Raw genomic sequence first — 23451 nt, 5'->3', positions numbered from 1 at the left:
AGTGACTTCAATCCGTCTTCTCAATACGCTTTGTGTGTTGAAAGATTGATTGGGGAAGTCTGACTGCGGGCGCTGCGCCATTGCCACCGCTCTTGTTACATCCGGTTCACTCTCGGAGATTACCGTGTCCAAACGTAGAGTAGTCGTTACCGGCCTCGGTCATGTTTCGCCCGTGGGCAATGACGTGGCAACAGGCTGGGCGAATCTTCTCGCCGGCAAATCCGGCATCAGCAAGATCACCCGCTTTGATCCGACAGACTACGCCTGCCAGATCGCCGGTGAAGTCAAAGAATTCGACATCAGTACCTATATTTCGCCCAAAGACGCGCGCCGTATGGATGTGTTCATCCATTACGGGATTGCTGCGGCTTTCCAGGCCATTGCCGATTCGGGCATTGAAGAAGTCGCTGATCTGGACAAGACGCGCGTTGGCGTAAATATCGGTTCTGGTATTGGCGGCCTGCCGTTGATCGAAGAAACCGGTGCCACCTTGCTGGCCGGTGGCCCACGCAAGATTGGTCCGTTCTTCATTCCGGGCTCGCTGACCAACCTGATTGCCGGTCACGTGACCATTTACAAGGGCTTTCAGGGCCCGAGCTATGGCATTGTGTCTGCGTGCACGACCGGTGCGCATTGCATTGGCGATGCGGCCCGCATGATCCAGTACGGCGATGCCGATGTGATGGTGGCGGGCGGCGCAGAAGGCGCAGTGACCGGTCTGGGTATTGGTGGTTTTGCCGCCATGAAGGCGCTGTCTACCCGTAATGATGATCCGGCTGGTGCTTCCCGTCCGTGGGACAAGGGTCGCGATGGCTTTGTCATGGGCGAAGGCGCTGGCGTGCTGGTGCTGGAAGACTACGATCATGCCGTCAAGCGTGGCGCAAAGATTTACGCCGAGCTGGTTGGCTTTGGCATGAGCTCCGACGCGCACCACATCACCGCACCGAGTGCCGAAGGCCCGGCGCGTGGCGTGGTCAACGCGCTGCGTGACGCAAAGATCAATCTGGACGAAGTGGATTACGTCAACGCGCATGGCACCTCGACCCCGCTGGGCGATGCCAACGAAACCAATGCGTTGAAGATGGCTTTTGGTGATCACGCCAGGAAACTGGTGGTGAACTCCACCAAATCCATGACCGGCCACTTGCTGGGCGGCGCGGGTGGTGTAGAAGCCGTGTACTCGGTCCTGGCGCTGCACAACCAGGTGTCCCCACCGACCATCAACCTGGATGACCAGGACATTGAAGGCGGTTGCGATCTGGATTACGTGGCCAACACGGCGCGTGATATGAATATCCGGGTGGCGATCTCCAACTCCTTCGGGTTTGGTGGTACCAACGGTACGCTGGTGTTCAAGCGCGTTTAACTGCGTTTGTTCCAGACAAAAAGGGCTGCCACTGTGCAGCCCTTTTTATTTGCGCCGTTGATGAATGATTGTCATCGCAAAGCCAGGGCGCAAGCCTGATAAAATTGCGAGCATGACCTCTGCATTTCATGTTCGCGATCTCTCTGGCCCGGTTGATCTGGCCGACCTGCACGCCGTTGCGCCGGCGCGGTTTCCCTTGTTGATGCAATCTTCCGGCCAGACGGGCTGGGATATCCTGCTGGCGTTGCCAGAGACAGGGCGCGTCTACCGCCAGGCAGAGGCCGCGCAGTTTCTGGCAGACCTGGCGCAACTGCCTGTGAATGCCGGCCCCGGTAGCGACTTGCCATTTACTGGTGGCTGGGGCGTATACGCCGCGTATGAGTTGCTGGAGCAGTTTGAGCCCACCGTCGCGCACCGGGATTGTGGTGATGTACCGGTCGCGGCCTTATGGCGCTGTCCGGCGGCGGTGCTGCATGAACGCGACAGCGGGCGCTGGCTGCTGGTCGCTGAATCTGCCGCTGCGCTGGACGAACTTGCCAGTGTGATCGGCGGTCTGTCCGCGTCAGCCACGACGCCTGTGCAGGTAGCCCATATTACCGAAGAAGACCCGCAAGCCTTCCTGGATGGCGTGCTGGCGTGCAAGCGCTATGTCTACGAGGGCGACGTGTTCCAGGTCAATCTGTCGCGTGCCTGGGACATTGAATTGGCCAGTGGCGGGGCCAGCGATGTTTACACGCGCTTGCGTACCGCCAATCCGGCGCCGTTTTCCGCGATTTGCCATCTGGATGGCTACGACATCATCAGTTCCTCGCCGGAGCGCCTTGTGAAAGTCCGCAACGGCATCATCGAAACCCGGCCGATTGCCGGCACCCACCCGCGCTCAAGTGATCCCGCAGAAGATGCCCGCCTGAAAGAACAACTGCTGGCCACCGTCAAAGAACGGGCCGAGCACATCATGCTGGTTGATCTGGAACGCAATGATCTGGGGCGCGTGGCTGAACCGGGTAGCGTGCATGTTGACGAATTGATGGCGGTCGCCAGCTATGCCTTTGTGCATCATATTGAATCCAATGTGCGTGCCCGCGTGCGGCCAGATGTGAACCCGGCGCAGGTGCTGCGCGCGCTGTTCCCCGGCGGCACCATTACTGGTTGCCCCAAGGTGCGCTGCATGCAAATCATCCGCGAGCTGGAACAGCGCCCGCGTCATGCTTATACCGGCAGCCTGGGGTATATCGGTAATGATGGCAGCATGGATTTCAACATTCTGATTCGCACCTTCCTGATGCATCAGCAGCATCTGTATGTGCGCGCTGGCGCCGGTATCGTGGCCGATTCCGATCCGGAACGCGAACTGCAGGAAACCCGCCATAAAGCACGCGGCCTGTTACGGGCGCTGGGGCTGGAGAGCGCGCCATGAGGCTGATTAACGGCCTGCCCGCCGAGCGGCTGGATTTGTCGGATCGGGCCTTTCAGTTTGGCGACGGGGTATTCCGTACCTTCTACGCCCGTGACGGCAAGGTTCCTTTCTTGCTGCGTCATCTTGCCCGTTTGCGTGCTGACGCGCTCGCGCTGGGCATCCACGCCCCGGATGACGCCACCTGGCTGGCAGACCTGGGCAGAGCCGTCACCGGTGATGCCACCATCAAGTTAATCCTGACCCGGGGCGAGACGCCGCGGGGATATACCTACCCGGCGGACATACAGCCCAACCGCATTGTGCAGATCAGCCCATTGGCCCCGCCGCGCGCGTTTGCCGAGGGTGGCGCCCGCGTGCGCGTGTGCGCTACGCGGGCAGGCTGGCAGCCGCGTCTGGCCGGGATCAAGCACCTGAACCGGCTGGAAAACGTGTTGGCGCGGGCGGAGTGGCAAGACCCTTCCATTTTTGAAGGGCTGTTGCTGGATCGGGATGATCAGGTGATTGAAGGCTGCATGAGCAACATCCTGATGCTGGAAGATGATCAATTGATCACGCCGGTGCTGGATGGCGCAGGCGTCGCTGGCGTTATGCGCGACGTGGCGATGACTGCGGCCGGGCAATTGGGCTGGCCGGTCGCGCAAGACCGTATTTCATTGCCGCGTTTGCTGGTGGCGCAGCAGGTCTGGCTCTGTAACAGCTTGATCGGGCTTGTCCCGGTGGGGCAACTGGCCGGGGTGAATCTGGCGCTCGATCAGCGCGATGCCGCACTCAGGATGGCGACTGAAATAGTTGCCAGTAAGGAAAGTTTCAGCCTCTAAGCGGGGTTGACAGGCCCGTTTGACGAGGCTTGCAGCGTGTTTGGTAACCCCGGCGAAACAGACCATCAACCCCGTTGGTCTGCCTGTTCCGTTTGTCTTGCCACCCCGCCAGGCGCGTGATGCCTGCGCTATCACTCCTTCAAAGCAAAGCGGAAGTCGCGGCAATTACGGCGGCCACTGCAACCAGAATTCGTGCCGGTTTTCCGATCCGAGGAGAGGTGAGGAATGCGCGTCGTGCTCGATCACGAGGACGCGGAGCGGCTTGCCTTGTCGCTACGCCAGCACGGCTTGCCTGACGAGATTGAAACGTCCGGGGCGGGCGAGGGCGCGCTGGTCGTGGTGGTGCTGGCGGGCTCCGGCACCGTGGCGGCGGCGGCGGAGCACTGGCTGCGCCATTTGCCGCACCCTGGCGCATTTATCGTTGGCTGTACCGCACGCACGCGCGCAGCTTGCCAATGCGAAGACTGGTGGCCCGAAGGGATCTGTGACCTGGTCACCGCACCGGATGACGACGCCCTGCAGACTGAACTGGTGATGCGCCTGGTACGGCTGGCGGAGCTGGAAGCCATTCTGGATGCCGACTGGCTGCATGAGCGCGCAGTGGGGACTTCACCCGTGTGGCGGCGCACCCTGCAACTGGTCGCGGAAGTCGGCCGCTTTGGCCATGGCGCTTGTCTGCTGCAAGGTGAAAGCGGCTGTGGCAAAGAGTTGCTGGCGCGGCTGGTTCACGATCTTGATCCGGCCCGGCGACGCGGGCCGTTTGTGGTGGTCGATTGCACCACGCTTAGCCCGGAACTCTCCGGCAGCGAACTGTTTGGTCACGCCCGTGGTGCCTTTACCCATGCCTTGAACGCGCGGGATGGCGCGGTGGCGCTGGCTGATGGGGGCACCCTGTTTCTGGATGAAATCGGTGAACTGGAACTCCCGCTCCAGGCGCGTTTGTTGCGGGTAATCCAGGAGCACACCTACAAACGCGTGGGCGAGGATAACTGGCGGCAGTCGGATTTTCGGCTGACCTGCGCCACCAACCGGAATCTGGAGGCCGATGTCCAGAGTGGCCGCTTCCGGGGCGATCTGTTTTTCCGCATCACGCAATGGACGGTGCGTGCGCCCAGTCTGGCGGAACGGCGTGAAGATATCCCGGCGTTGGTACAGCATTTTCTGGCACAAGGCGGACAGCGCGTGCCACAAATCATGCCGGAGGTGATGGCGCGGCTGAAAGCGGCCGATTATCCCGGCAACGTGCGTGAACTCAGAAACGTGGTGTTGCGAATGGCGGATCGGCAACGCGGGTTTGGCGTACTCAGCACCGGCTGCCTGCAAGGCATGATCCCGACGCGTGCGTTGACGCAGACCCCGATCACTTGGGAGCAGACGCTGGCCAGCGCGGTCGAAGGTGCGCTGGATGCGGGTATGGGTCTCAAGGGAATCGGGCAACTGGCCGAATCCATGGCGGTGCAGATGGCCGAACAGCGGATGGGCTCGACCACGCGGGCGGCAGAACTTCTGGGGGTGACGCCGCGCGCACTGCAATTGCGGCGGCGTGGTCGCCAGCCAGAGGCCGGTCAGTGAGCCTGGCGTCTGGCTTGCCACAACTGGGCACGCCGCAACAAGCGCAGGGCATTGCCCCCGGTCATCTGGCGCAACGCCGCGCGGTCGGGTTTGAGGGCGTAGACCTTGGCCAGCTCCAGCCCCGGGTGCAAAAACACGCCGTCCGAGCCAAACAGCAGCTTGCCGGGGCCGGCGCGCTGCAAGGCCTCTTCCAGCAAGTCAAACCGGCGGATGCCGGCCGTATCCGTAAACAGGTTGGGGTGGCGTGAGATCAGATCGATCACCTGCCGCTGCGCCGCCCAGTCATCGGCAAAGCTGCCCAGGTGGGCGATGACAAACGGGACATCCGGGTGCGTTTGCGCCAGTAACGCCAGCGGGCCGATCTCTCCGGCCGGGTCATACAGCACAGGCAGATGCCAGCGGCGGGCGGCATCACAAATCTGCCGGTTGATGCGTGCATCGTGATGATGCACCTTGATGCCGCAAAGACCCAGTTGCAGCACGGCTTCTTCGATCATGGTGTGGATGCGTTCGCGGTCCCGCGTGGCATGCACCATGGCAAAGCCGAACCAGCGCTGGGGCTCGGCGCGGACCAATGCGGCGATATCCCGATTGCCCTGGCGATAGTCAGACTGGAATACCGGCAGCAAGACGGAGTGCGTAATACCCGCCTCATTGGCGCGGGCCACGTATCTGGCCAGCGGCGCGGTGGTATCCCAGGGGCCGGTCATGCCATCGCCCTGGCCCGCGTGGACATGAAAATCGATGATCATGGCGACCACTCGAATTGCGCACCCGGATTAAGCCGCAGTGCATTGCCACTGATGCGGGGCGAGGTAATGCCCGGTGGCAGCAGATTGCTGATCGACAGGCCGTCTGGCCCGACACTGAGTGGCTGTTGCAACTGGAGATTGGATACGCGGCGTCCCAGTGCGCGGACCAGGGTGTGTTCCACCGCCGGTATCCAGGCCAGATTGCTGATGTTGGCAGTGTAAACATTCAGTCCGCCATCCTGGTGTTGCGCCGCGCAGGCCGCATGTTGCCGCAAGCGGGCCGCCAGACTGTTGGCCATGCCCACGTACACCGGCTGCCCGTTGCGCATCAGCACATAAACACCCGGCCCGCCCACGCTCTGTACTGCTTGGGGGAGTGTGAACGCGCCTTGCCATTGCAGCGCTACATTGGCCGAGCGCGGGGCGGTTTCCAGTTCGTTCAGTTCATTGAGTTCGGTTTCAAACTCACCCACCCCGGCAATCGACAGGCCCACCAGTTCCAGTACGTCCCGTCGTTGTTGGGCCAGCAGGCAAGCCTGGCAGCAGGTGCCTTTGCTTTCATAACGGCGGGTGCCAATACGCGGGTTGCCGCCGCTGCGCCGGGCGCGGGCGATGATCTGGCGCAGGTCCTGGATCAGGGTATGTGGCGGCGTGCCGGCCGGGTAATGTCGGGTATCGGCAATCAGACGCAGCAAACGTCGCATGCGCCAGGGTGCCAGCTCCAGGGTTTCGCCCTCTGCGGTTTTAAACATGCTCGCGTTCCTCCAGAAAAAAACGCCCACCGGCAGAGGCTTGATCGCTGACTGCCGGCAACCGTGAAGCCACCGTGGCCATTGCGCGCAAAAGCGCATCGATTTCGCTGGCCGGATGATCCGCGCGGACGATGACCGCCACGGCGTACCGGCCGTCCCGCTGCCGTAACAATGCGGTGCGGATGCCCAGTTCGCGCAGGCCGCTGTGTAACGCTTGCGTGCGCGCTGCCGTAGCCAGGCACAGATGCTGCATCGGGTGCGGCTGGCGTGACAGACGCAAATCCGGCAAGACCGAGCGGGCCAGCCGGCGCAAACCCTGCTGCAGCCGGCGCAAGGCTTGCCACAGGTTTTGCCGCAAGCGCCCACCGTGTTGCCGGTTGAGGGCCAGCGCGTTAAGCCCGGCACGCAACGCCGCTTCACTGGCGCTACTACAATGCGATTGCGTCGGACCTTCGCGCGCCAGGTCGCTGATCAGCGTCAGTGGCCCGCATAGCGTGGCCAGTGGCGCGCCAAAGGCTTTGGACCAGGATGCCAGCAGCAGGATGGGTTCATTCGCGCCCAAACCTGCATGCCGTAATGCCCCGCCGCCACCCCGTCCCCAGGGCATCAGCAAGGAGGGCTGCTCCCCCAGTACGCCCAGCACCTGACTGTGATCCACCACCACCACGCCGCCATGCTTGCGCGCCAGTTTGAGATAGCGCGCCAACTGGACCGGCGCACCTTCACGCCGGGTGGCGTCCGTGATGATGGCGGGCGGGCGGCCGCCCCAGCGCTGGCGTACGTGGCGGGACAGGTCGGCCAGATCGGCATGACGAAACCACGCCACTGGCACCCCCATGCCCATCACCCGTTCCAGCCCCCAGCGCATGATCGGGTAGATGGATTCATCAGCGATCAGCGCATGGGTCCGGGCCAGTTTGTCAAACACGTCGATGGCCAGATGCAGGGTGGAAGGGGCAGCCATGCCCGCCTCGCACCCTTGCAAGCCGGCGGCCTGGGCGGCCAGCACTCTGGCCAGCGGTGCGGCCGCCAGCGATGCCGGCGTGCCCGTGGTCAGCGCCGGGTAACAACCCAGTTGCCGCGCCGGGTGCGTCAGGCCCAGATACAAGGCAGTTGAAAAATCGATCATGGCGCTACGCCACTCTGGCCCCCTTGCGTTCCTGCAGTCGTCGCAACAGGTGGATGCCGGGCACTTGCACGTCCACCGGTTCAGCGCAGACATCAATCCCGGTTACGGCGCGGTAGGAGTGGATATAGGTCTGGATCTCCGGCCGGAAGAAGGTCGCCCAGTTGGCGGCGTTGACCGGGTCGTTGATGGAGTTCCAGTCACCCCAGCGGATCGACGCCACAATCTGTTCACCCATCGTCGCCAGTTGCCAGAACTGATAGGTGTTGGTGTCACCCCAGCCTTGCAGCTTGCGCATGCTTTCCACTGAATGCATCCACGGTTCCGGATAGGCCACCATGGCGCGCCGTGGCAGAAACTCGCGGAACTCGGGCCGCGCCAGCAACCATTGCTGCATCATCATTTCCACGCGCGCCGTGGTCGGCAGATCGCGGAACTGGTTGTGCGCGCCTTCCGAGAGGATCAAATGCACCTCCCGCAGGGCGTTCAGGAGCGGGAAGCCATCCGGCACCACGGTGGTGTCGTCGGCCTGACGGAAGAACGGCACGCACAGGTTCAAGAGGGTATGGAAGGCCTCCAGGAACTTGCTGCGGTTATCTGCCGGCCGCGCACTGGGCACCGCTTTGCCGAAAATCTGGAAGCCATAGTGATGGCAGTATTCCAGCGCGCGGCGCTCGATCGGCAGGCGGTGTTGCTCGTCTTGCACCCAGCCCCAGATCAGATTGTTGAGTGGGCGCAGTGGATCAAGCTCCAGTTGTGCCAACGGGTCTCGCGGGCCGGAAGACACATTCTGAAAGCGCCGCGTCACCGCGTTCATGGTCTGCACCAACTGCATTTCTTCCATCCAGTAACTCCAGATGAGTTCAATCAGCGGTGCATGGGTGAGTTTGGCGGAGATATCGTCGTTCCAGTGGTTAAGCCATAAGCAGCCCTCACCGCACATCCCGGCTGCCGCTGGCGTTTTCTGCATCTGGTGCACCACGGCGGTTTGTTGTTCCAGCGCGTCTTCAATCACCACGGCCGCATCGGTGCCCTGCAGGGCCATGGCAATGCGTTGCAGATAAGGCAGGGTAGGGCTGCTGCCGCTGCCAAAGTACTGATTGCTCAAGGCGCCAGGCATGGTGATGTTCAGCCCAAGACGTTCGTTCGCCAGCGCGACTGCGGCCGGATCGATGGCGAGCATGTTCTGCAAAGCCCGGGTATCTGGACCGCGCGGGGCCACGCCCCCCCAGGTCACCACAAAGGCTTCGGTGGCGACTTTGAGGGCCCGGTAGGCATCGGTATCGGTAAACGGCAGGAAACGGCGGCGACTCAGTTTTGCGGCATCCGGATAGATGGGCGCTTTCTGGCTGCCGGCAGGGTCGGGCTGCGTGGCGCTGGGGCCATCCGGAAAAAACAGCAGATCCATCTGGCGCACGTAGTTGTCAAAACTCAGCGTGTCGGCATTGAGTTTGATCAGTAGCCAGAGCGCGACATCTCCGGTGAGCGGACGTGACGTGCGTTGCAGACTGACTGCCGTCGGGGAGGCGTAATCGGCCGTTTCGGTCGGGCCGGATAACGCGGCGATGGGGTCGAAATTGGGGCCGAAACCGCCAGGCGTACTCCCCACCACAATGGGAGTGCCTCCTGCCACGGCATCAGGCACATTGATCGTTCCGTTGAGCGTGACATCACCGCCATTCACAAGGTTGACGGCGGCATCAATCAGCGCCTGTCCTTGAGGGATAGCCGGGTCTAGCAAATGGCTGATTTCTCTTGCGATCTCAAAACCACTTGCGGCGGAGAGGTCGGCTTTTTTGTGCTTGGTGGTCAGCGTGATATACGCATTCACCGGGGTGAGTTTGTCTACGGCAGCGATCACCGGCTGATCCGCGGTGTAACTGGTATAGGTCAACAGCTTGTTGGGCAAGAGATGAACCGGAACCTGCACAACATAACTATTGGGGTCGGTGGCATTGGGCTGCAGGATCAAGGCCAGCCCTTGAAGCGTCACGGTGCTCATTGTCTTTCTCCTTTATTCATGCAAAGGCGGCGGCAAGGGGCCGGCGCTGGTTCAGTACGACAGAGAGTTCCTTGCTGCCCGCCCGCCATGGCAGGTATCCGGCCAGCGCCCAGCGTTGCAGCAACTCGGCAATCACTTGCAGTTCCTGGCTGGCGGGTAGCAAACCGCTGAAACGGGCCTGGCCCAGTACCGCAAAAGCCAGCGTGGGGGTGTCGGCCAGCATTTGTTGCGGGCGCGCCCTGACGGTTTGCCAGCGCGCCAGCAAGGCGTGCGGATGGCGATCAGGCAGGCGTAGCGCCGCGCCCAGGCTATGGCCGCTCAAGGCGGGTGGAGACACGGCCAGCAACATGTGGATGAACTCGCCGATGGATTGGTCCAGTTGGGCAAATGTCTGGCGCTGTTTGTCGCTCATCTGCGAGCGCGGGTACTGCAGCTCCCAGATGTGTGCCAGCCGCGCCCATTGCGGATGCGGATAAAGCGCATTACCCATCGCCAGCGACAACTTCACCCGTATCCACGGTGCCGGGTGCGGGTCGTCCAGATTGATCCGCAGCACAAACGCACGCGGTAGACTCACCACACTCATCAACCCGCAGGTCGCGGCAATTCCCACGCGGGAGACCGCCCACAGATCCGCCAGGATTTCACTGATCCAGCGATCCCACGCCTGCCAGACCGGCGGCGGTGGTTGGCTGCTGCCAAACCGCTGCTGCAGCGCCCGTTTGAATGCATTGACCAGGCCCAGCAAGGCCGCCGCCTGATGCCCCACCTCATGAAACAGTGAGGCCGCGATCCCCGTGCCCACCATGCGCTCCCGCGGCATGCGGATCACGGATACCGGATTGTTGCCGCCCCCTGGCAAGCGGGTGCGCGCCCGCCGGATCGCTCCGCCATGCCCGCGTTCGACATAGCAGATCACCGGTGGGACATCCTGCAGCAGCCCCGGTTGGCGCAAGCCATCTTGCGCGGCGACATCCAGCCCGGATAACCACACCCCTGTACCGTGCTGGCTACGCTGCGTGAGCACTTCAGCAAAAATCTCGAAGTGCGTCAGCGCGGCGTGAAAATACAGCTTGAGCAGGGCGTACCGGTGCTGGGCATCGGCCACGTTACGGGGCGTTGGCTGCATTTGCCGCAAACGGCGCAGGAAGTGGGCGATCCGCAAGCGCAATTGCCGCCGCGCGGCCTGCATATGCTGTTCGATGGCGGCCATGGCGGCGTCACTGACGTTGGCCGCCGGCACCATCGGCATCTGCAAGGCGTAGGGCAACTGCGCATCAAGCCGGGCGCGGATACCGTGGACTTCCTGTTCCAGCAATCGCAAGGCCTGGGTACATGCATCCATCACGCTCACCAGTTCTGGCGCGGCGGAGCCAGCATGACGATGATGGCCCGCCCGCTACGTGAACGCCGCCAGGTCCCGCCCTGGGGGATGCCCCCGCCCTGTACCGGTGTGCCGCAGTTGGGGCAACCGGCGCTGGCCACGGGCTGGCCGCCATAGCCCTGGCTGGCGGAGGGGGCCCGTACTGCGGCCGGTGCAGCATAGCCGCCCTGACCGCCCTGACTGGCGTAGGCTGGTTGTTGCTGGCCACCATAATCCTGCCCCTGTCCCTGCCCATAACCGCCCCAGGGCTGCACCGCATAGCCGCCGCCATATCCGCCACCAGACCCATACCGCCGATGATGATGCCGACGGTACGGCCGGGCCACGCCAGGGATTGCCGGCCCAAAGATCGGGGTGCCGGCTTGCCGTGCCGCCGCCACACCCTGCCGGGCAATGACCCGCATGGCGGGCAACAGCCCTGGTGCCACCTGGCGTGCGGCTTTCAGGAATGCCACCTTGGCCGCTTTGGCCGGCGGGATATGGGGCGGGACGATAGCCAGATGGCGTGTGGCCTGCTGACCAATCCGTACCAGCCGACGGGCCACTTCAAATTCGCGGTCTTCATTGGAAAGGCCCTCCAGCTCCAGTCCCAATGCGCTGCCCGCCATACCGGCCAGCTTGCCGCCAATCATGCCGCCTACGCCCGGTACCACCATATTGCCCAGTGCGCTGCCCACAATCGGCAAAGCGGATTTGGCCGCCGTTTTCAAAATGCCGCCCAAGGCCTTGCCGGCAGACGATTTGGCAAAGTTGCTTGCCACCCGGCCCACGGACTTGATCAGGCCGCCCAGGAACTGTTCCATCTCCTGTTCGTTGTTCACCGACAGCAATTCTGCGGCCAGCTCCATTTCCTGCATCTCGCCCGAAACTTCAGTTTCGAACTCGTTTTCAAACTCGCCTTCGAATTCGCCCTCGAACTCACCTTCAAATTCGCCTTCAAACTCGCCCTCGAATTCGCCTTCCAGTTCCTGGCCAGACTCACCGGACAGTTCGGGGGAAAGCTCCTGTTCAAACTCGTTGTAACCAGGACCCCAACCGCCGGGCCTGGAGGTGCCGATATCGTGCATTTGCCGCTCCTTGTCTATAGAAGTTGGCGAGAGACTGGGCCCCGCACAGGCTTGTTATGTGCACGATACGTGCCAGCTTGAAGAAAACCCGGCAGTGCCTTGAAAACAAAGGAGTTTGATTTAAAAGGGAAAACAGGCGGCGCGAACCCGCCTTCGCGGGCGTGGATGCCGTCTGGCGGCTGGCGCGAAGATATCTTCGTTTGTAAGGTTTTTGGGCTGGTGCGACGCAGCAGGGATGACTATGGTAGTAAACGGTTCGCACGGGGTGGCGGCTGTGGCGTTCACAAACCGCATGAGCATCTGTCAGAGCGAGCCCGACAAGAGAATGCTGCAAGAGCCTGGGGTGACGGCAAGGGGTCCCGGCTAGAATCTGCCCGTCTCGCATCAGCTGGCGGGTTGCAGCAAACCTGGCGCACAAATGCGAAAGGCCGCTTCAGAAGGCGGCCTTTCAAATGGGATGTTGCTGGCGGAGAGGGGGGGATTCGAACCCCCGGTAGGCTTGCACCTACGCCTGATTTCGAGTCAGGTACATTCAACCACTCTGCCACCTCTCCGCAGCAAGAGGGCGGATTCTAGCCCGTTTCACAGGCGCTGCCAAGTCTTTACATTTGTGCTGACACAACAAAATTGGCAGAATGCCGGTTCCTCAACGATCAGGAGTCGCATGAAACGCTGGTTGATCTCTATGGCCGTAGTGGCATTGGTGGGGTGTGGAGGCATGAACGAAAAGGCTTCCGACCAACAACACCTGATGTCATGGAAAGATTCGAAAGAGCTTGTTGTACTGGTCCAGAACGGGCCTACCGCGCTCTATATCGATGCCGAAGGCAACTATGCAGGTTTGGAATACGACCTGGTGACGAAATTTGCCCAATCCAATGGCCTGAAAATCCGGTTTGTAGTGGACAACAGTTACGCGAGTCTGCTGCAAAGGCTTCAACGCAATGAAGCGCATATTGCTGTCGGTTTACATAACGACGGCGCGCATCCTGGCATTGCGTTCGGCCCATCCTATCAATCGGTTTCCCCTGTGCTGGTTTTCAATAGCAGCATGACCGAAGCTGCCGCCTGGCAGAAGCTCTACAACGGGGAAGCCACCATCAAGACCCTGCCGCAATACGTGCCAACGCTGACCGCCTTGAAGGCGCAGCATCCTTCCCTGGCATGGCAGGTGGTTCAAGACCAGGATAGCGAGACCCTGATTCAGGGTGTTTCAACCGGCGACACAGATTTTGCGCTGGTGGATTCGCACGCCGCTGATGTGGCACAGAACTACTTTCCCCAAGTGGGCATGACCGACACCCTGGGTAAGCCGCAACAACTGGCGTGGGCCAGCAACGCAAGTGACAAGGAACTGCAGGACATGGTCCAGAAGTTCTTTGGCCAGGCGATTGCTGACGGCACCCTGCGCCAACTGATGGATCGTTACTACGGCCACGTCAACCGCGTTGACCAGATGGATGCCCAGGCATTCCTGGACAAGCGTGAAGACGTACTGCCCACGTTCCGCAAATGGTTCCATGAAGCCCAGCAGAAAACCGGGCTGGATTGGCGTCTGGTCGCGGCCCTGTCTTATCAGGAGTCGCACTGGGACCCGGCTGCCGCCTCGCCCACGGGTGTGCGCGGCATCATGATGCTGACCACCGAAACCGCGCAGCGGCTGGGGGCGGATCGGCTTAACCCGTACCAGAGCATTCTGGCCGGAGCACGTTACATTGCCACGTTGCGGGACGGGCTGGATCAGGCGGTGCCTGAGCCGGATCGCACCTTCATGGCGCTGGCAGCGTACAACGTGGGGCTGGGGCATTTGCTGGACGCACGCGAACTGGCACGCAAGATGAACAAGAACCCTGATAGCTGGGCCGACGTGAAAACCACGCTGCCTTTGCTGCGGCTGCCCAAGTATTTCGGGCAGACCAGATTCGGTTTTGCCCGTGGTGGCGAGCCGGTGGTGTTCGTGGAAAGCCTGCGTACCTACTACGATGTGCTGGCCCGGTTCGAGCCGCCCATGGGGACTTCACAGCCGACATTGTCGAGCGAGATTGAAGTGCGCAACCCGCGCAACCTGCCGCTGGAAATCAACAGCGCTTTGCGTCCGGTGCAGGCTGCGGCCTCGTTGCCGGCAACCGTGGCAGCGGGGGCGGTCAAGCCAGCGCCGGTGCGGTTGGCGATGGTGCATCAGTAACGGTTATTTCAGCGTTTCATGTGGTATGAAAACCCGGCTTGGCTTTGTGCCAGCCGGGTTTTTTGTTTTGTGGGGAGGAGGCAAGCATGGTGGCTCGACCTACCACTACCTCGTCATTCCCGCGGAGGCGGGAATCCAGTTGGCCACCGCAGGTGGCCTTCGCTGTCCAGAACCACGTCGTAGCCCGGATGGAGCGGTAGCGGGAATCCGGGGTGGTGATATTGGCAAACATGATTTCCTGCCGCTTTCACTGACTCGTCATTCCGGCGAACGCCGGAATCCAAGTTGGCCACCAGCGGTGGCCTTTGCCGGCAAGAACCACGCGTAGGGTGGATTCGGAGCGCAGCGACAATCCACCATTGCAATGGTTGTTAGCGCCTGACGGCGCGGGTTTTAAAAGCATTTGATACCCGGGGTGCCGGGCCCACGTCACTTTCTTTGCGCCTCCAAAGAAAGTAACCAAAGAAAGGCGACCCCAGCCTGGCGGCCCTCCGGGCTTCCCTCGGTTGGTCGGGAGCCTAAGGTCTCCCTCCACGCCCTCGGCGCTTGGCTTTAATGGGGAGGAAAGTCAAAAACAACTTCAACCCCTAAGGGCAACAGCAACGACCCAACCCCGATACCACTCGGGCCTGGCGCTGTTTTCCTGCGTCCCGCCAGCCGCTTTTGGCGGCAGGCGCGCTAGCCGGTACAATGGCCCACTTCCCGGCCATTATTCATTGAGAGCCCACTGTGACCGTCCGTACCCGTTTCGCCCCCAGCCCCACCGGTTTGCTGCATATCGGTGGCGTGCGCACTGCGCTGTTTTCCTGGGCTTATGCCCGCAAACATGCCGGCACGTTTGTGCTGCGGATCGAAGACACCGATCTGGAGCGGTCCACGCCAGAGTCGGTCAAGGCCATTCTGGATGGCATGCACTGGGTGGAACTGGATTACGACGAAGGTCCGTTCTATCAAATGCAGCGCATGGATCGCTACAAAGAAGTGATCCAGCAAATGCTGGCTGCGGGTACGGCCTACTACTGCTATTGCAGCAAGGAAGAACTCGAAGCCATGCGCGCCGAACAGGAAGCGCGGGGCGAGAAGCCGCGTTACGACCGTCGCTGGCGTCCGCAGGCCGGCAAAACCTTGCCGGCCATTCCGGCAGACGTGAAGCCGGTGGTGCGTTTCCTGAATCCGATCGAAGGCGTGGTGGCGTGGGATGACCAGGTCAAAGGCCGTATCGAGATCAGCAACAATGAACTGGACGATCTGATCATTGCCCGTCCGGATGGCACGCCGACCTATAACTTCTGCGTGGTGGTGGATGACTGGGATATGAAAATCACCCATGTCATTCGGGGTGATGACCATGTGAATAACACCCCGCGCCAGATCAACATCTTCAAGGCACTGGGCGCGACTCTGCCGCAGTTTGGCCATCTGCCGATGATCCACAATGATCAAGGCCAGAAGTTGTCCAAGCGCCGTGATGCGGTGAGCGTGGTGGATTACGACCAGGCCGGTTTCCTGCCAGAGGCGTTGCTGAACTACCTGGCGCGTCTGGGTTGGGGTCATGGTGATGATGAATTCTTCACCATGGCACAATTTGTTGAATGGTTTGATCTGAAAGACGTCAGCCCCAGCCCCAGCCGCTTTGATCGTGAAAAACTGTTGTGGCTGAACGCCCAGCACATCAAGGTAGCGGATGCCGCCCGCCTGGCGGCCCGGGTGGCGCAGTTCCTGGCCGAGAAGGGCGTTGATACAGCCGGCGGCCCGGCCCTGACCGGCGTCTGCGCGCTGTTGAAAGACCGTTCGCAAACCCTGGTGGAAATGGCTGACCAGGCCGAATACTTCTACCGCCCGCTGACTCCGTCGGCCGAGGTGGTCGAAAAACATCTGACGGCAGATGACCTGACCCGCCTGGCTGCATTTGCCGCGGGTGCAGCGGCACTGGCCACCTGGGATCAACCGACGCTGGGCCAGTTCATCAAGGACTTCGTCAAGGAACAGGGGGTGAAGATGCCGCTGGTGGGCATGCCGGTGCGTGCCAAGGTGCTGGGCACCACCCATACCCCGTCGGTCGATGCGGTGCTGGCCTTGCTGGGTCGCGAAGAAGTCCTCAAGCGTCTGGCTGCTTGATCGTGAAAAAATGGCGTGATGGATCAAATCTCACGCCATTTTTTGTCTCTGCCTCATCTCTTGTCTCCCACGCCATGAACCTCTCGCTTAAACGGAAAATCGGCCAGCTTTTGATGGTGGGCTTTGACGGCCTGACTCCTAATGCCCACATCGAACATATGCTGCGCGAACGGCAGGTGGGCGGGGTGATCCTGTTCCGGCGCAATGTCGATCATCCGGCGCAGATTGCGGCATTGACCCGGCGTTTGCAGGAAATCAATGCAGAACACAGCCATTTGCCGCTCATGATCAGCATTGATCAGGAAGGCGGCATGGTGGCGCGCATTGAGAATGGCGTCACCCCTTTACCCTCCGCGCTGGCGTATCGCGCGGCGGGTTCGGTGGCGGATTGCGAAACGCTGACCCGTTATGCCAATGAAGAGCTGCGGTTGCTGGGTTTCAACGTCAATTTTGTGCCGGATGTGGACGTCAACAACAACCGCCGCAATCCGGTGATTGGCGTGCGGGCATTTGGCGAAACGGTGGACGAAGTCACCACCTGGAGTCTGGCCGCCCTGCGTGGTGTCCAGGCGGCGGGCATGATCTCTGCCGCCAAACACTTTCCAGGACACGGTGATACGGACGTGGACTCTCACCTTGGCTTGCCGCGTGTACCGCACAACCGGGCCCGGCTGGACCAGGTGGAACTTGCCCCGTTCCGCGCCGCCATTGCAGCAGGGGTCGATACGGTGATGAGTTCGCATGTGGTGTTCCCCGCATTTGAACCGGACCCGGACACCCCGGCGACCATGTCCCGCGCTGTGCTCACCGGTCTCTTGCGCGAGGAGATGGGTTTTAACGGCGTGTTGTTTACAGACTGCCTGGAAATGGATGCCATCGCCAAAGGCCCTGGCACAGTGGCGGGTGCGGTGGCGGCCTTCAAGGCAGGTGCGGATGTCCTGTTGATTTCGCATACTCAGGCGCGGCAAGAAGGCTTTCTGGACGCGCTGGCAGACGCGGTCAGTCGCGGCGAGATCAGCGAGTCGCGCATTGACGCATCATTGGCCCGCATCCTGGCGCTCAAATCACGCTACCCGCTGGCCTGGCGGGATTTGCCACTCGACCCGACCCCCTTGCTGGCACAACCCGCAGCATTGGCTTTGTCGCAATCCGTGCATCAGCGCGCAGTGACAGTCGCGGGCGAGTTGCATCCACTCCAGCCGCAGCAGCCTGTCTTGCTGATCACCGTCGAAGTGCGTGAGCGGACCGAGATTGACGAAGTGCAAGCCCGGCCAGATACGCTGGCCGCACCGCTCAGCGCTGCGGGCTTCATGGTGGAAGAGATCCGTATTCCACTGGCTGTTACCGAGGCTGATCGGGCGCGCGTGCTGGACAAGGCCGCGACGGCAGCGCAGGTGGTCATGGTCAGCTACAACGCGATTTTGCAGCAGGCACAGCAAGCGCTGATTGCCGCGTTGCCGGCAGAAAAGCTCTGGCTGGTGGCCGGGCGTTTACCCTACGATCTTGACCTTGCTCCGGCTGCCCTGGGCCGTCTGACCGTGTTTGCCAATCGCCCGGCTGCGCTGGCTGCCATTGCTGCGCGTTTGCAGGCAGGCTAAGGCCCGGTTTAGTCCTGCCAGTGCATGCCATTTGTATATCTGGATGAACGCACTTCGGCTGCGGCGCTCTGATCGTTATACTGCAACTCTTTTGCGATTCGTGCGTTAGCTTGTAACGTCTGTTTTTTCCACGACCCGCGTCGGCTCTGGCCGCGCTTTACCCAACGTTTTCGGGAATCTGTATGAAACGAATTCTGGCGCTGTGCCTGAGCGCACTGCTGGTATCGGTAACTGTCTACGCTGAAGACGCACCGCTGCCGTTTGATGATCCCTCTTCCGCACCGCCCGCTGGCAAAGCCCATGCCGCGCCTGCCGGCAAGTCCACGACCAGCACCCACACCAGTACCCACACCAGCGGCAAGCATAGCACTCACGCGAGTACCGGCAAAAAATCCGCCAAACACACCAGCAAGAGTTCTTCCGCCAAGGGCAAGAAGACGCCAGCCAAGAGTGCCAGCCACAAGAGCCACCAGAGCAGCGCGGCCAAGCCAGCGTCTGGCAAGAAAGCCCATCAGGCAGCACCAGCGGCAAGCGGCAAGCCCGCGGCCAAGCAACACAAGACCAGCAAGTCGGACAAGTCAGCAGCCGATAGCCACAAGAAAACACATCCGGCCAAGGCGAAAACCCACGCCAAAACCGCCTGAGTTCACTTGGGACCACCATAAAAAAGGGCCGGATGTTCCGGCCTTTTTTATGTCTGAACCACACGCTGTCTGTTTATTTGGTCGTCAACTGACCGGTTTTGGTCAGTTGTTCCAGCCAGAACAGCCCGGTGATGGTCTTGCCATCGGTAATGCTGCCATCCAGTATGCCGGCCACGAGTTCAGCCTGCTCCTTGATGATCAGCTCCACAAACTCACCTTCATCCAGTTGCGCCTCACCCGCCGTCAGCCCCTGGGCGAGGAAAATATGAATTTCCTCGGACGTATAGCTGATGATCGGATGCAGCACGCCCAGCTTGCGCCAGTGCTGCGCGGTATAACCGGTTTCTTCCAGCAACTCGCGCTTGCCGCAGGCCAGCGGGTCCTCGTTCGGGTCCAGCTTGCCGGCCGGGAACTCCAGAAACACGCGCTTGAACGGATAGCGGAACTGGCGTTCCATCAATAAACGCCCATCGTCCAGCACCGGGATCACCATCACTGCGCCGGGGTGGGGAATGTATTCCCGGATCGCTTCAGAGCCATCGGGCAGGCGTACGGTATCGCGGTTGATATGGAGCAACGCGCCATCAAACACACGCTCGCTGGCAATGCCGGTTTCGATCAGGTGGCTATCGTCTTTCATGTCCCAGTCTCAAAAATTGCGCAAAGGCGCATTATGCACGCCCCCATGCAAACGGGGCGACCATGGCCGCCCCGCGCTTGATGGTGATGCAGGTCAGAGTTTCACCGGCTGCACGTTCCAGATTTCTTCCGCGTATTCCCGGATCGTGCGATCCGACGAGAAATACCCCATGCCGGCCACGTTCTGTACCGCTGCCAGCGTCCACGCCGCCTTGTTGTGATACAGCTGATCAACGCGGTCTTGCGCATCAATATAAGAGCGATAGTCGGCCAGCAACTGGTAATGATCGCCCCAGTTCACCAGCACGTCGAAAATGGCGCGATAGCGTTCCGGGTCATCCGGGCTGAAATGGCCGGAGGCCAGCAGGTTAAGCACTTCGTGTAGTTCGCTGTCTTTATCGTAGAACTCGCGTGGGTTGTAGCCCTTTTTGCGCAAGGCTTCGACTTGATCTGCAGTGTTGCCGAAGATAAAGATATTCTCCGGGCCGACATGGTCGCGCATTTCCACATTGGCCCCATCCAGCGTGCCCATGGTCAGCGCGCCATTGAGCGCAAACTTCATGTTGCCGGTGCCGGATGCCTCCGTGCCCGCCAGCGAAATCTGCTCAGACAAATCTGCCGCCGGGATGATCAACTCCGCCAGGCTCACGCCATAGTTGGGAATGAACACGACCTTGAGCTTGTCGCCAATGGCCGGGTCATTGTTGATCTTGCGACCCACGTCGTTGATCAGCTTGATGACCAGTTTGGCCATCTTGTAGGCCGACGCGGCCTTGCCGGCAAAGATCACCACGCGCGGCTGCCAGTCTTTTTCCGGATGCTTGATGATGCGGTTGTAGCGTGTGATCACATGCAGCACGTTCAGTAACTGGCGCTTGTATTCGTGAATCCGCTTCACTTGTACGTCAAACAAGGCATGTGGATCGACCACGCCGCCCATCTTGCGCGCAATGTACTGGGCCAGGCGCTGCTTGTTGGCAAACTTGGCTTCAGCCACGGCATCAATGAACGCCGGGAAATCGACATGCTGTTTAAGCTCGGCCAGTTCATCCAGATTGCCGCGCCAGGTTTTGCCAATGTAATGGTCGATGACACCGGCCAGCGCCGGGTTGGCCTGTGCCAGCCAGCGGCGCGGGGTGATGCCATTGGTTTTGTTGCAGAAGCGATCCGGGAACAGTTTGGCGAAGTCGGCAAAGATGGATTGCACCATCAGATCCGAATGCAATTGCGATACGCCATTGATCTTGTGGCTGGCCACCACGGCGAGCCAGGCCATGCGCACACGGCGCTCGCCGGATTCATCAATCAAAGAGATGCGGCGGATGAGGTCCACATCATCTTTATGCTGCTCGCGCGTGTCGTCCAGGAAGCGTTCGTTGATTTCAAAAATCAGCTTCATGTGGCGCGGCAGGACGCGGTTCATCAACTCGACCGGCCAGGTTTCCAGCGCTTCTTGCATCAGCGTGTGATTGGTATAGCTGAACACCTTTTGCGTGGTCGCCCAGGCGTCGTCCCACTTGATTTCAAAATCATCAATCAGGATGCGCATCAGTTCCGGAATCGCCAGCACCGGGTGTGTGTCGTTCAGGTGGATGGAGGTTTTCTCGGCAAAGCGCGTGAAGTCCTCATGTGTTTGCCGATAGCGGCGGATGATGTCCTGCAGGCTGGCGCTGGTGAAGAAGTACTCCTGGCGCAGGCGCAACTCCTTGCCGCTGTAGGTCGAGTCATCCGGGTAAAGCACGCGGGAGACATTCTCGGACAGGTTCTTTTCTTCCACGGCGGCAAAGTAATCGCCCTGGTTGAACTTGGAGAGATTGATCTCGTTGGACGAGCGCGCCGACCACAAGCGCAGCGTGTTGGTGGCCGTGGTGTCGTAACCGGGGATGATCTGGTCATGCGCGACGGCAAACACGTCCTGCGTTTGCAGCCAGCGCGTGCGCGAGCCTTCCAGCTGCAGATGGCCGCCAAAGCGCACCAGATACTGCACTTCAAACCGCTCGAACTCCCATGGGTAGCCATTGGCCAGCCAGTAATCCGGCGCTTCGATCTGGTTACCGTCGATGATGCGCTGCTTGAACATACCGTAGTCGTAACGGATGCCATAGCCATAACCTGGCAGACCCAGCGTGGCCATGGAATCCAGGAAACACGCCGCCAGCCGGCCCAGGCCACCGTTGCCCAGCGCGGCATCCGGCTCCAGTTCCACCAGTTCGTTGTAATCCATGCCCAGTTCATCAAGCGCGCCGCGCACCTCGTCATACAGACCCAGGGCAAGCAGGGCATTGGTCAGCGCACGGCCGATCAAAAACTCCATGGAGAGGTAATACACGCGTTTGACGTCTTGCGAGTACTGCGCGCGGGTGGTGCGCATCCAGCGTTCAATCAGCCGGTCCCGCACGGCCAGGAAAGAGGCATTGAGCCAGTCTCTGGGCTGGGCGGAAATCGGGTCTTTGCCAATGGCAAACACCAGCTTGTTGGCAATGGAGCGTTTGAGCGAGGCTACGTCGGTGTTCGGGGAATCATGAACGAACGAGACGGTCATTGTGGTTCTCCTGGCAGGCGGTTCAGGCCAGCAATTGTTCATAAAGCGTGAAATACGAACGGGCGGCGGCCTCCCAGCCAAAGTCCTGTTTCATGGCAACTTGCCGCACCGCTTTCCAGTCTTTGGGGCGTCCCCACAGCGCCAGCGCCCGGCGCAAGGCTTGCCGCATGCCCTGCGCCGAGAATTCATCAAACACAAACCCGGTGGCTTGCTCGTCGGCCATGTTTTCCAGCGAGCTATCGACCACCGTATCCGCCAGGCCACCTACACGGCGAACCAGCGGCAATGCACCATATTTGAGCCCATACAACTGTGTCAGCCCGCAGGGCTCGAACCGGCTGGGCACCATGACAACATCTGCCGCCGCCATCAGCCGGTGCGATTGTGCCTCGTCATAGCCAATCTGCACGTTGATCTGGCCGGGATCACGCAATGCGGCGGTGGCAAACGCTTGTTCCAGACCCTGATCGCCGCTGCCGAGCAAGGCAAACTGCGCGCCGGCGGCTACCAGTTCCGGAAGCAATTCCAGTACCAGGTGCAAACCCTTTTGCTCGGTGAGCCGGCTGACCACCACAAACAAGGGTGCGTCCGCATCGGATTGCAGTGAGGTATGTTCTTGCAACGCCAGTTTGTTGCGGGTCTTGTTTTGCGGTTTTTCCGCCGAATACGTGGCCGGGATCAAGGCATCACTGGCCGGGTTCCAGATGGCGCCATCCACACCATTAAGCACGCCGGTCAGCGAGTGCTGGCGGTCTCGCAGCAGACCATCCAGCCCGCAACCTTGTTCCGGCGTGGTGATCTCGTGCGCGTAGCTGGGGCTGACGGTGGTGATATGGTCGGCATAGAAGAGGCCGGCTTTCAGGAAGGACATCTGGCCGTGAAATTCCAGCCCGTGCATGCCAAAAAAATGGCCGGGCAAGCGCAAATCACCAAACTGCCAGGCCGGGAATACGCCCTGATAGGCCAGGTTATGGACGGTGAATACCGACTTGGCCGGCCGCCCGCGGGCCGCCAGATACGCTGGCACCAGCCCCGCATGCCAGTCATGCCCGTGCACGATCTGTGGCCGCCAGAATGGGTCCAGCCCGCTGGCCAGTTCCGCCCCTACCCAGGCCAGCAGGGCAAAGCGCAGATGATTATCGCCATACGGTTCCTGGTGCGGGTCCAGATAGGGGTTGCCGCTGCGGTCATACAGGCCCGGCGCGTCGATGACATACAACTCCAGCCCGTTCTCTGGCACACGGCCAAACAACACGCGGATACGGCCGGCAAAGGTATCGAGCGTGGCGACCTCACCTTCTTCTTCCATCCCCGCGCGGATAGCCGGAAAACCCGGCAACAGCACACGGGTATCTACATCCAGTTGCTTGAGCGCCAGCGGCAACGCGCCGGTGACATCCGCAAGCCCCCCCGTTTTAAGCAGTGGAAACAATTCAGAACATACGTGCAGCACTTGCATGTCAAATCTC

General features: G+C 60.9%; 17 protein-coding genes and 1 tRNA gene. 8 read left to right on the top strand and 10 right to left on the bottom strand.

All coding sequences use genetic code 11. From position 1 onward, the window contains the following. The first annotated feature begins 124 nt into the window (after positions 1–124). The 4 genes from fabF (at position 125) to HNQ50_RS08760 (ending at position 5173) form a co-directional block, all read left to right on the top strand. Positions 125–1366 carry a beta-ketoacyl-ACP synthase II gene (gene fabF, locus HNQ50_RS08775; RefSeq protein ID WP_184099650.1) on the top strand — a complete coding sequence of 414 codons (1242 nt, stop codon included), beginning with the start codon at positions 125–127 and terminating at the stop codon, positions 1364–1366. 112 nt (positions 1367–1478) lie between these two features. Then, positions 1479–2783, top strand: coding sequence for an aminodeoxychorismate synthase component I (locus HNQ50_RS08770; protein WP_184099648.1), 1305 nt, complete (start codon positions 1479–1481; stop codon positions 2781–2783). After that, positions 2780–3601, top strand: coding sequence for an aminodeoxychorismate lyase (gene pabC, locus HNQ50_RS08765; RefSeq protein ID WP_184099646.1), 822 nt, complete (start codon positions 2780–2782; stop codon positions 3599–3601). Before HNQ50_RS08770 ends, pabC begins: the two co-directional genes overlap by 4 nt. A 225-nt stretch (positions 3602–3826) precedes the next feature. Then, the gene (locus HNQ50_RS08760; protein WP_184099644.1) at positions 3827–5173 is read left to right on the top strand and encodes a sigma 54-interacting transcriptional regulator; all 1347 of its coding nucleotides are present in this window, start codon (positions 3827–3829) and stop codon (positions 5171–5173) included. Here HNQ50_RS08760 and HNQ50_RS08755 read toward each other — a convergent pair. The 7 genes from HNQ50_RS08755 to HNQ50_RS08725 form a co-directional block, all read right to left on the bottom strand. After that, positions 5167–5925 (bottom strand): amidohydrolase family protein, encoded by a 759-nt coding sequence (locus tag HNQ50_RS08755; protein WP_184099642.1) that lies wholly within the window; start codon positions 5923–5925, stop codon positions 5167–5169. The genes HNQ50_RS08760 and HNQ50_RS08755 overlap by 7 nt on opposite strands. Next, positions 5922–6677, bottom strand: a complete 756-nt coding sequence (locus tag HNQ50_RS08750; RefSeq protein WP_184099640.1) for a GIY-YIG nuclease family protein — start codon at positions 6675–6677, stop codon at positions 5922–5924. Before HNQ50_RS08750 ends, HNQ50_RS08755 begins: the two co-directional genes overlap by 4 nt. After that, positions 6670–7806 carry an aminotransferase class I/II-fold pyridoxal phosphate-dependent enzyme gene (locus HNQ50_RS08745; RefSeq protein ID WP_184099638.1) on the bottom strand — a complete coding sequence of 379 codons (1137 nt, stop codon included), beginning with the start codon at positions 7804–7806 and terminating at the stop codon, positions 6670–6672. Before HNQ50_RS08745 ends, HNQ50_RS08750 begins: the two co-directional genes overlap by 8 nt. 4 nt (positions 7807–7810) lie before the next feature. Continuing rightward, positions 7811–9805, bottom strand: coding sequence for a hypothetical protein (locus HNQ50_RS08740; RefSeq protein ID WP_221303089.1), 1995 nt, complete (start codon positions 9803–9805; stop codon positions 7811–7813). Positions 9806–9821: 16 nt separating this feature from the next. Then, positions 9822–11150, bottom strand: a complete 1329-nt coding sequence (locus HNQ50_RS08735; RefSeq protein WP_184099636.1) for a hypothetical protein — start codon at positions 11148–11150, stop codon at positions 9822–9824. A gap of 5 nt (positions 11151–11155) precedes the next feature. Continuing rightward, a complete protein-coding gene (locus HNQ50_RS08730) occupies positions 11156–12256 on the bottom strand; it encodes a hypothetical protein (RefSeq protein WP_184099634.1) in 1101 nt (366 codons plus the stop codon). Positions 12257–12720: 464 nt separating this feature from the next. Further along, a tRNA-Ser gene (locus HNQ50_RS08725) sits at positions 12721–12810 on the bottom strand. 110 nt (positions 12811–12920) lie between these two features. Here HNQ50_RS08725 and mltF point away from each other — a divergent pair. From mltF to HNQ50_RS08705, 4 genes are all read left to right on the top strand, one after another. Beyond that, positions 12921–14441 (top strand): membrane-bound lytic murein transglycosylase MltF, encoded by a 1521-nt coding sequence (gene mltF, locus HNQ50_RS08720; RefSeq protein WP_184099632.1) that lies wholly within the window; start codon positions 12921–12923, stop codon positions 14439–14441. Between the two features lie 729 nt (positions 14442–15170). Then, entirely contained in the window at positions 15171–16559 is a 1389-nt protein-coding gene (gltX, locus tag HNQ50_RS08715) for a glutamate--tRNA ligase (protein ID WP_184099630.1), read from the top strand. A gap of 2 nt (positions 16560–16561) precedes the next feature. Next, entirely contained in the window at positions 16562–18157 is a 1596-nt protein-coding gene (nagZ, locus tag HNQ50_RS08710) for a beta-N-acetylhexosaminidase (RefSeq protein WP_308419145.1), read from the top strand. A gap of 182 nt (positions 18158–18339) precedes the next feature. Then, positions 18340–18801, top strand: a complete 462-nt coding sequence (locus tag HNQ50_RS08705; RefSeq protein ID WP_184099628.1) for a hypothetical protein — start codon at positions 18340–18342, stop codon at positions 18799–18801. Between the two features lie 73 nt (positions 18802–18874). Here the strand turns inward: HNQ50_RS08705 and HNQ50_RS08700 are convergent, their stop codons facing one another. From HNQ50_RS08700 to glgA, 3 genes are all read right to left on the bottom strand, one after another. After that, positions 18875–19441, bottom strand: a complete 567-nt coding sequence (locus HNQ50_RS08700; protein ID WP_184099626.1) for an NUDIX domain-containing protein — start codon at positions 19439–19441, stop codon at positions 18875–18877. Between the two features lie 93 nt (positions 19442–19534). Continuing rightward, positions 19535–21982, bottom strand: a complete 2448-nt coding sequence (gene glgP / locus HNQ50_RS08695; protein ID WP_184099624.1) for a glycogen/starch/alpha-glucan family phosphorylase — start codon at positions 21980–21982, stop codon at positions 19535–19537. 22 nt (positions 21983–22004) lie between these two features. Next, positions 22005–23441: a glycogen synthase GlgA gene (gene glgA / locus HNQ50_RS08690; RefSeq protein WP_184099622.1), complete on the bottom strand. Its 1437-nt coding sequence runs from the start codon at positions 23439–23441 to the stop codon at positions 22005–22007. Between the last annotated feature and the right edge of the window lie 10 nt (positions 23442–23451).

The sequence above is a fragment of the Silvimonas terrae genome (assembly GCF_014202765.1).
In the GTDB taxonomy this organism is placed as follows: domain Bacteria; phylum Pseudomonadota; class Gammaproteobacteria; order Burkholderiales; family Chitinibacteraceae; genus Silvimonas; species Silvimonas terrae.
Note: the sequence above shows the minus strand (reverse complement) of the source record. Positions and strands in the feature narration are given on the sequence as shown.

Bases quoted from the DNA above. Each gene is read 5' to 3' on its own strand.
- HNQ50_RS08770 (WP_184099648.1), top strand. From the start codon at position 1,479: ATGACCTCTGCATTTCATGTTCGCGATCTCTCTGGCCCGGTTGATCTG.
- pabC (WP_184099646.1), top strand. From the start codon at position 2,780: ATGAGGCTGATTAACGGCCTGCCCGCCGAGCGGCTGGATTTGTCGGAT.
- HNQ50_RS08760 (WP_184099644.1), top strand. From the start codon at position 3,827: ATGCGCGTCGTGCTCGATCACGAGGACGCGGAGCGGCTTGCCTTGTCG.
- HNQ50_RS08755 (WP_184099642.1), bottom strand. From the start codon at position 5,925: ATGATCATCGATTTTCATGTCCACGCGGGCCAGGGCGATGGCATGACC.
- HNQ50_RS08750 (WP_184099640.1), bottom strand. From the start codon at position 6,677: ATGTTTAAAACCGCAGAGGGCGAAACCCTGGAGCTGGCACCCTGGCGC.
- HNQ50_RS08745 (WP_184099638.1), bottom strand. From the start codon at position 7,806: ATGATCGATTTTTCAACTGCCTTGTATCTGGGCCTGACGCACCCGGCG.
- HNQ50_RS08740 (WP_221303089.1), bottom strand. From the start codon at position 9,805: ATGAGCACCGTGACGCTTCAAGGGCTGGCCTTGATCCTGCAGCCCAAT.
- HNQ50_RS08735 (WP_184099636.1), bottom strand. From the start codon at position 11,150: ATGGATGCATGTACCCAGGCCTTGCGATTGCTGGAACAGGAAGTCCAC.
- HNQ50_RS08730 (WP_184099634.1), bottom strand. From the start codon at position 12,256: ATGCACGATATCGGCACCTCCAGGCCCGGCGGTTGGGGTCCTGGTTAC.
- mltF (WP_184099632.1), top strand. From the start codon at position 12,921: ATGAAACGCTGGTTGATCTCTATGGCCGTAGTGGCATTGGTGGGGTGT.
- HNQ50_RS08705 (WP_184099628.1), top strand. From the start codon at position 18,340: ATGAAACGAATTCTGGCGCTGTGCCTGAGCGCACTGCTGGTATCGGTA.
- HNQ50_RS08700 (WP_184099626.1), bottom strand. From the start codon at position 19,441: ATGAAAGACGATAGCCACCTGATCGAAACCGGCATTGCCAGCGAGCGT.
- glgP (WP_184099624.1), bottom strand. From the start codon at position 21,982: ATGACCGTCTCGTTCGTTCATGATTCCCCGAACACCGACGTAGCCTCG.
- glgA (WP_184099622.1), bottom strand. From the start codon at position 23,441: ATGCAAGTGCTGCACGTATGTTCTGAATTGTTTCCACTGCTTAAAACG.